The sequence below is a fragment of the Streptomyces swartbergensis genome, assembly GCF_002148965.1.
GTDB classification, from domain to species: Bacteria; Actinomycetota; Actinomycetes; order Streptomycetales; family Streptomycetaceae; genus Streptomyces; species Streptomyces swartbergensis.
The window spans coordinates 1-7,595 of record NZ_NGFN01000394.1 but is presented as its reverse complement, the minus strand read 5'-3'; the positions used below and the strand labels follow the sequence as shown (position 1 = coordinate 7,595).

Here is a 7,595-nt window from a genome sequence, read left to right as displayed (position 1 = left end):
CCCCCGTCCTCGCCTTCGCGATAAGGCACCTCGGCGCGGTCGCCGGCGTAGAGGTCACCGCCAGCCACAACCCGCCCCGCGACAACGGCTACAAGGTGTACCTCGGCGACGGCTCCCAGATCGTCCCCCCGGCGGACACCGACATCGCGGCGGAGATCGCCGCCGTCCCGTCCCTCACCACCGTCCGACGCCCCACCGAAGGCTGGGACACCCTCGACGACAGCGTCCTCGACGCCTACCTCGCCCGTACCGACGCCGTACTCGCCAAGGACTCCCCCCGCACGGCCCGCACGGTGTACACGGCGATGCACGGCGTCGGCAAGGACGTCCTCCTCGCCGCCTTCGCCCGCGCCGGCTTCCCGGAACCGGCCCTCGTAACGGAGCAGGCCGAACCCGACCCGGACTTCCCGACCGTGGCGTTCCCCAACCCGGAGGAGCCCGGCGCGATGGACCTGGCGTTCGCGAAGGCCCGCGCCACGACACCCGCCCCCGACCTGATCATCGCGAACGACCCGGACGCGGACCGCTGCGCCGTCGCCGTGAAGGACGGCCAGGACGGCCAGGACGGCCAGGACGGCGACGACTGGCGCATGCTCCGCGGCGACGAGGTCGGCGCCCTGCTCGCCGCCCACCTGGTCCGCCGCGGAGCGACCGGCACCTTCGCGGAGTCGATCGTCTCGTCCTCCCTCCTCGGCCGTATCGCCGAGAAGGCCGGCCTCCCCCACGTCGAGACCCTCACCGGCTTCAAGTGGATCGCCCGCGCCGAGGGCCTGCGCTACGGCTACGAGGAAGCCCTCGGCTACTGCGTCGACCCGGACGGCGTACGCGACAAGGACGGCATCACGGCAGCGCTCCTGATCACGGAACTGGCGTCGCAGCTCAAGGAGGAGGGCCGCACGCTCCTGGACCTCCTCGACGACCTGGCCGTGGAACACGGCCTGCACGCCACGGACCAGCTCTCGGTCCGCGTGGAGGACCTCTCCCTCATCACGGCCGCGATGCGCCGCCTGCGCGAACAGCCCCCGACCCAGCTCGCCGGCCTGCCGATCACCCGCACCGACGACCTCACCCAGGGCACGGACACCCTCCCGCCCACCGACGGTCTGCGCTACACCCTCGACGGCGCCCGGGTGATCGTCCGCCCGAGCGGCACGGAGCCGAAGCTGAAGTGCTACCTGGAGGTCGTGGTCCCGGTCGCGGCCCACGCCGACCTCCCCGGGGCCCGCGCACAGGCGACGGTCCTACTGGAGTCGATCAAGCGCGACCTGTCGACGGCGGCGGGCATCTGACCGCACCGCGGTTCTCGCAGCCGTACCCCGACCACCGACCGACCGACCCGGGCACGGGGATCAAGTCGGCCCCGGCGAAGCCGAGCACCCCGGCCCCTGGGGCCGACCACCGATCGGCCCTGGCCTGCGTCAACCCACCATCACCAGAATCAACACCAACAACGCCCCCGCAACCGCCGGCCCCACCACCTCGTAGGCCCACCGCACGGTCACCTCGCCCTGCGCCGTCTCCGCCCGGTGCCGCGCCTCGTGCAGCCCCCGCAGCTCATCCATGATCCGGTCGGTGTCCGCCCGCACGGGCCCGTCGGACATAGGCCCCCCGCCGAGGCCGCCGCCCAGCCCCGCACGCATCCCGAGCGCACTGCCGCGCCCCTCGTCCCGGCCCATCTCCCGCCGCGCCTGCGCGGTCGCCCGCATCTCACGCCGCGCGGCCTTCTTGCGGGCGCGCAGCGAGACGGGCACGGCCCACAGCTGGTACTTCGCGCCGGACTCCGTGAGGACCTCGTTCGTGTAGGCGGACTTCAGCGAGGCGATCCGGCCCCAGGGCAGCACGATGACGCGGAACGGGTTGCGGATGCGCAGGCGGTCTTCGCCCGCGTACACCGCGGGCCGCAGCGTGAAGGCGACGACCAGCGGCACGACCAGGAGCAGCACGGCGAGCGCCATCCACGGCGTACGCCCGTCGCCCGAGGTCACCGCGTCGATGCCGAGCCACCCGGCGATGGCGAGCAGCAGCACGCCGCCGGCGATGGCCGGAGCAGACCGGTACACCCGATCCTTGGACTGGGGCTCCGGAGGCTGCGGCGCTGGTGACTGGGGTTCGGGGCTCGTCATGCCTCGATTCTGCCGGACCGTATGTCGACCGCCTCAACCCCACCCGAGCAAAAACCAATGCCGACCGCCTCAACCCCACCCGAGCAAAACCGATGACGACCGTCCCGACCTCACCCGAGCAAACCCAGGGGGCTGTACAGCCGCTACGCGCGTAGATATGCTCGTCTGGTGACCATGCCCAGTTCTGCACTCACCGCAGCTCACCCCCTCAAGGACGTCGCCGCGTCCGACAGCGCGCTGCGCCGCTTCCTCCACGGGCTCCCCGGCGTCGACACGGTCGGGCTGGAGGGCCGTGCGGCCTCCCTCGGGACCCGTTCGATCAAGACGACCGCGAAGGCGTACGCCATCGACCTCGCCATCTCGATGGTCGACCTGACGACGCTGGAAGGCGCGGACACCCCGGGCAAGGTCCGGGCGCTCGGCGCGAAGGCGGTCCGGCCCGACCCGACCGACCGTACGACGCCCACCACGGCCGCCGTCTGCGTCTACCCCGACATGGTGGCCGTGGCCAAGGAGGCCGTCGCCGGCTCCGGCGTGAAGGTCGCCTCCGTCGCCACGGCGTTCCCGGCCGGCCGCGCCCCGCTCACCGTCAAGCTGGCCGACGTGCGCGAGGCCGTCGCCGCGGGCGCCGACGAGATCGACATGGTCATCGACCGCGGGGCGTTCCTCTCGGGCCGATACTTGAAGGTGTACGACGAGATCATCGCCGTGAAGGAGGCCTGCGGCACGTCCGCGCGCCTGAAGGTCATCTTCGAGACCGGCGAGCTGTCGACGTACGACAACATCCGCCGCGCGAGCTGGCTCGGGATGCTGGCGGGCGCGGACTTCATCAAGACGTCCACCGGCAAGGTCGCCGTCAACGCGACCCCGGCGAAYACGCTCCTGATGCTGGAGGCGGTACGTGACTTCCGTGCACAGACCGGCATCCAGGTCGGCGTGAAGCCGGCCGGCGGCATCCGCACCTCCAAGGACGCCATCAAGTTCCTCGTCCTGGTCAACGAGACCGCCGGCGAGGACTGGCTGGACAACCATTGGTTCCGCTTCGGCGCCTCCTCGCTGCTGAACGACCTGCTGATGCAGCGCCAGAAGCTGGCCACCGGCCGCTACTCCGGCCCCGACTACGTGACGGTGGACTGATCACCATGGCATCGGTATTCGAATACGCCCCGGCGCCCGAGTCGCGCTCGATCGTCGACATCGCGCCCTCGTACGGCCTGTTCATCGACGGCGAGTTCGTGGAGGCCGCCGACGGCAAGGTCTTCAAGACGGTCTCGCCGAGCACCGAGGAGGTCCTCTCCGAGGTCGCCCAGGCCGGCGAGGCGGACGTGGACCGCGCGGTGCAGGCCGCCCGCAAGGCCTTCGAGAAGTGGTCGGCGCTGCCCGGCTCCGAGCGCGCCAAGTACCTGTTCCGCATCGCGCGGATCATCCAGGAGCGCAGCCGGGAGCTGGCCGTCCTGGAGACGCTGGACAACGGCAAGCCCATCAAGGAGACGAGGGACGCCGACCTCCCGCTCGTCGCGGCGCACTTCTTCTACTACGCGGGCTGGGCCGACAAGCTCGACCACGCCGGCTTCGGCGCGAACCCGCGGCCGCTGGGCGTGGCAGGGCAGGTCATCCCCTGGAACTTCCCGCTGCTCATGCTGGCGTGGAAGATCGCCCCGGCGCTCGCGACCGGCAACACGGTCGTCCTGAAGCCGGCCGAGACCACCCCGCTCTCGGCGCTGTTCTTCGCGGACATCTGCCGCCAGGCCGGCCTGCCCAAGGGCGTCGTCAACATCCTCCCCGGCTACGGCGGCGCGGGCGCGGCGCTGGTGGCCCACCCGGACGTGAACAAGGTCGCCTTCACCGGCTCCACGGCCGTCGGCAAGGAGATCGCCCGCACGGTCGCCGGCACCCGCAAGAAGGTCACGCTGGAACTGGGCGGCAAGGGCGCCAACATCGTCTTCGACGACGCACCCGTAGACCAAGCCGTCGAGGGCATCGTGAACGGCATCTTCTTCAACCAGGGCCAGGTCTGCTGCGCGGGCAGCCGCCTGCTGGTCCAGGAGTCGATCCAGGACGAGCTGCTGGAGTCCCTGAAGCGCCGCCTGTCGACGCTCCGCCTGGGCGACCCGCTGGACAAGAACACGGACATCGGCGCGATCAACTCCGAGGAACAGCTCACGCGCATCACCTCCCTCGTCGAGCAGGGCGAGGCGGAGGGCGCCGAGCGCTGGTCACCGGCCTGTGAACTTCCGGAGAGCGGTTACTGGTTCGCCCCGACGCTCTTCACGAACGTCACCCAGGCGCACACCGTCGCCCGCGACGAGATCTTCGGCCCGGTGCTGTCGGTCCTGACCTTCCGCACACCGGACGAGGCGGTCGCCAAGGCCAACAACACGCCGTACGGCCTCTCCGCCGGCATCTGGACGGAGAAGGGCTCCCGCATCCTGGCGGTCGCGAACAAGCTCCGCGCGGGCGTCGTCTGGTCCAACACGTTCAACAAGTTCGACCCGACGTCGCCGTTCGGCGGCTACAAGGAGTCGGGCTTCGGCCGCGAGGGCGGCCGCCACGGCCTGGAGGCGTACCTCGATGTCTGATCGGCTCACCGTTCTGAAGACCTACAAGCTGTACGTCGGCGGGAAGTTCCCGCGTTCCGAGAGCGGCCGGGTGTACGAGGTGACCGACTCGAAGGGCAAGTGGCTGGCGAACGCACCCCTGTCCTCCCGCAAGGACGCCCGTGACGCGGTGGTGGCCGCCCGCAAGGCGTTCGGCGGCTGGTCGGGCGCGACGGCGTACAACCGCGGCCAGGTCCTCTACCGCGTCGCGGAGATGCTGGAGGGCCGCCGCGACCAGTTCACGCGCGAGGTCGCCGACGCCGAGGGTCTGTCGAAGTCCAAGGCGGCGGCGGTCGTGGACGCGACCATCGACCGCTGGGTCTGGTACGCGGGCTGGACCGACAAGATCGCCCAGGTGGTCGGCGGCGGCAACCCGGTCGCGGGCCCGTTCTTCAACCTGTCCTCCCCCGAGCCGACGGGCGTGGTCGCGGTCCTGGCGCCCCAGGAGTCGTCCTTCCTCGGCCTGGTGTCGGTGCTCGCCCCGGTGATCGCGACCGGCAACACGGCGATCGTGGTGGCGAGCGAGAAGTCCCCGCTCCCCGCGCTGTCCCTCGCCGAGGTCCTGGCGACCTCGGACGTCCCCGGCGGCGTGGTCAACGTCCTCTCGGGCCGCACGGCGGAGATCGCGACCCCGCTGGCGGCACACCAGGACGTCAACGCGATCGACCTCGCGGGCGCCGACGAGGTCCTCGCGAAGGAACTGGAGATCGCCGCGGCCGACAACCTCAAGCGCGTCCTCCGTCCACAGCCTGTGGATTACGCGGAGACGCCCGGCATCGACCGCATGACGGCGTTCCTGGAGACCAAAACGGTCTGGCACCCCACGGGGTCACTGGGCGCGTCGGGTTCCTCGTACTAGGCGCCGCCCCTCACAGCGGAAGCCCCGGCCCTCCTCCGTCCGGGAGGGCCGGGGCTTCTTTCGCGTACGCCCCCCGTCAGATCCCGAGGCGCTGCGCGATGCCGTCGAGCACGCAGTCGAGGCCGAACGCGAACTCCCAAGCCCGGTCGTCCTTGCGGCTCGCGCCGAGGGCGTACTGCTCGAAGGCCGGACAGCGGCCCGTGCCCATCAGGTGGCGCATCTGCGGGGCCAGCGCCTCGCGGGTCTCTTCGCCGCTGGTCCAGCCGTGGCGTTCCTGGTAGTCGCGCAGGGCGATCTCGGTCTGGGCCGCACCGTGCACGAAGGAGGTGACGGCCCGCAGGACGGCCATCCCCGAGTCGGCGTCCAGACCGTGGGCGGCGAGCACGGACAACCCCCGTTCGGCCACGGCCATCCGCGACGGCGTCACGATGAACAGCGCGGAACCGCGCGACATGGGCGCGGCCAGTGGCACCCAGACGCTGCTGCGCCCCGTCGGCGGCTCGCTCGGTGTCGCCGTCCTCGGCTCCGTCTGCACGGGCCGCCTCACGGCCACCGTCACGGACCGGCTCGGTGCCGACGGCGCGCGGCTGAGCGGCGGCGAGCTCTCGCCCGAGCTGCCGGAGCCGGTCCGGCACGCCGTCCGGACGGGCGTGGTGGAGGGGCTGCACGGAGTCGCGCTCGGCACGGCCGCGCTGTGCGCCGTGGCGTTCGCGCTGTCCTGGCTGGTCCGGGAGGTCCCGCTGCGGGGCCGGTGAGCTACTGCGACAGCGACCCCGCCGCCTGCCCCACCACCGGAACGCTCTCGATCGACTGCGCCTGCGCCACCGGCCCCGTCAGCTCCTTGGACGTCATCGGCTTGAAGTCGGCGACCTCCGTGCCGACGCTGTTGTCGAGCGGGTCGACTCCCGTGCCGGCGAGGGGGTTGGGCTTGAGGCCCTTGACCGGGCCGGTGGTGTGGCCGAGGGTGTCGGTCGCAGCCTGGAGGCCGGACTGGGCGTCGGTCCTGACGAGGGAGGTGCGGGCCGTGTCCAAGACCGAGCCGGTGCCCGCGGCAGCCGTCGCCGCACCCGCTCCCAGCGCCATTCCCGCGGTCGCGAGAACGGCGAGGGCGCGCTGGGCGGCCGGCTTCTTGGGAGAGTCGTGTCGGGCCATCGCTGCCACCTTCTGATGCATTTGGTAATCGATTCGACACACAGGGTAGTTGAGGTGTGACGCGCGCATCAAAGCCGACCCGCGGGGTCGTGCGGCCCCCGATGGATGCCTCACACTGGTGTCCCGTGAGTTCTCCTCTGCCCATACCGACGCGAGTCGTGCTGCTCTGCGGCCCATCAGGCTCCGGCAAGTCCCTCCTCGCGGCCCGCTCCGGCCTCCCGGTGCTGCGGCTCGACGACTTCTACAAGGAGGGCGACGACCCGACGCTGCCGCTCGTGGCGGGGAGTTCGGACATCGACTGGGACCATCCGGGGTCGTGGGACGCCGACACGGCCGTCGCCGCGATCACCCGCCTGTGCCGCACGGGCCGTACGGACGTCCCCGTCTACGACATCGCGCTGAGCGCCCGCACCGGCACGGAGACGGTGGACATCGGGCGGACCCCGCTGTTCATCGCGGAGGGCATCTTCGCCGCGGAGATCGTCACGCGCTGCCAGGAGCTCGGCGTCCTCGCCGACGCGCTGTGCCTGAGCCGCGGCCCGGTGAGGACGTTCCGCCGCCGCTTCCTGCGGGATCTGAAGGAGGGCCGCAAGTCGGTGCCGTTCCTGCTGCGCCGCGGCTGGCGCCTGATGCGGGAGGAGCGCTCGATCGTCGCCCGCCAGACCGCGCTGGGCGCGTACGCCTGCGACCGCGACGAGGCGATGGGGCGGCTGGCGGCCGCGGCGGCGGGCCGGTGCGCGTCCCTCCGTACAGCGGCCTGAGGGACGACGGACGAGCAGAGGAAACAAAAGAAAGCGGGACCGGACGGACCCCCCGGTCCTCCAGTCCCGCTCCTGTGCTCCCCCGTTGTGCTCCCCCGTGTTC

General features: G+C 71.6%; 9 protein-coding genes. 6 read left to right on the top strand and 3 right to left on the bottom strand.

The genetic code is table 11. The features are described from left to right. A partial coding sequence (locus tag CA983_RS37690) for a phospho-sugar mutase (RefSeq protein WP_086605222.1) occupies positions 1-1,289 on the top strand: 1,289 nt, incomplete at its 5' end. 129 nt (positions 1,290-1,418) lie between these two features. Here the strand turns inward: CA983_RS37690 and CA983_RS37685 are convergent. After that, complete coding sequence (locus CA983_RS37685) at positions 1,419-2,123, bottom strand: PH domain-containing protein (RefSeq protein WP_086605221.1); 705 nt, start codon at positions 2,121-2,123, stop codon at positions 1,419-1,421. Between the two features lie 174 nt (positions 2,124-2,297). Between CA983_RS37685 and deoC the strand changes: the two genes are divergently transcribed. Genes deoC through CA983_RS37670 form a run of 3 tightly spaced genes read left to right on the top strand, consistent with a single transcriptional unit; the run spans position 2,298 to position 5,579 of the window. Then, positions 2,298-3,260 (top strand): deoxyribose-phosphate aldolase, encoded by a 963-nt coding sequence (gene deoC / locus CA983_RS37680; RefSeq protein WP_086605220.1) that lies wholly within the window; start codon positions 2,298-2,300, stop codon positions 3,258-3,260. Between the two features lie 5 nt (positions 3,261-3,265). Continuing rightward, complete coding sequence (locus tag CA983_RS37675) at positions 3,266-4,702, top strand: aldehyde dehydrogenase family protein (RefSeq protein WP_086605219.1); 1,437 nt, start codon at positions 3,266-3,268, stop codon at positions 4,700-4,702. Continuing rightward, positions 4,695-5,579, top strand: coding sequence for an aldehyde dehydrogenase family protein (locus tag CA983_RS37670; protein ID WP_086605218.1), 885 nt, complete (start codon positions 4,695-4,697; stop codon positions 5,577-5,579). Before CA983_RS37675 ends, CA983_RS37670 begins: the two co-directional genes overlap by 8 nt. A gap of 76 nt (positions 5,580-5,655) precedes the next feature. Here the strand turns inward: CA983_RS37670 and CA983_RS37665 are convergent, their stop codons facing one another. Continuing rightward, a complete protein-coding gene (locus CA983_RS37665) occupies positions 5,656-6,006 on the bottom strand; it encodes a TetR/AcrR family transcriptional regulator C-terminal domain-containing protein (RefSeq protein WP_244207266.1) in 351 nt (116 codons plus the stop codon). 1 nt (position 6,007) lies between these two features. Between CA983_RS37665 and CA983_RS37660 the strand changes: the two genes are divergently transcribed. Further along, positions 6,008-6,334, top strand: a complete 327-nt coding sequence (locus tag CA983_RS37660) for a hypothetical protein (protein ID WP_244207265.1) — start codon at positions 6,008-6,010, stop codon at positions 6,332-6,334. A 1-nt stretch (position 6,335) separates the two neighbouring features. Here CA983_RS37660 and CA983_RS37655 read toward each other — a convergent pair whose 3' ends face one another. After that, positions 6,336-6,731 carry a hypothetical protein gene (locus CA983_RS37655; RefSeq protein ID WP_086605217.1) on the bottom strand — a complete coding sequence of 132 codons (396 nt, stop codon included), beginning with the start codon at positions 6,729-6,731 and terminating at the stop codon, positions 6,336-6,338. Positions 6,732-6,787: 56 nt separating this feature from the next. On the opposite strand from CA983_RS37655, the gene CA983_RS37650 reads away from it, so the two are divergent. Further along, positions 6,788-7,492, top strand: coding sequence for a uridine kinase family protein (locus tag CA983_RS37650; protein WP_086605216.1), 705 nt, complete (start codon positions 6,788-6,790; stop codon positions 7,490-7,492). The last annotated feature ends 103 nt before the right edge of the window (positions 7,493-7,595 follow it).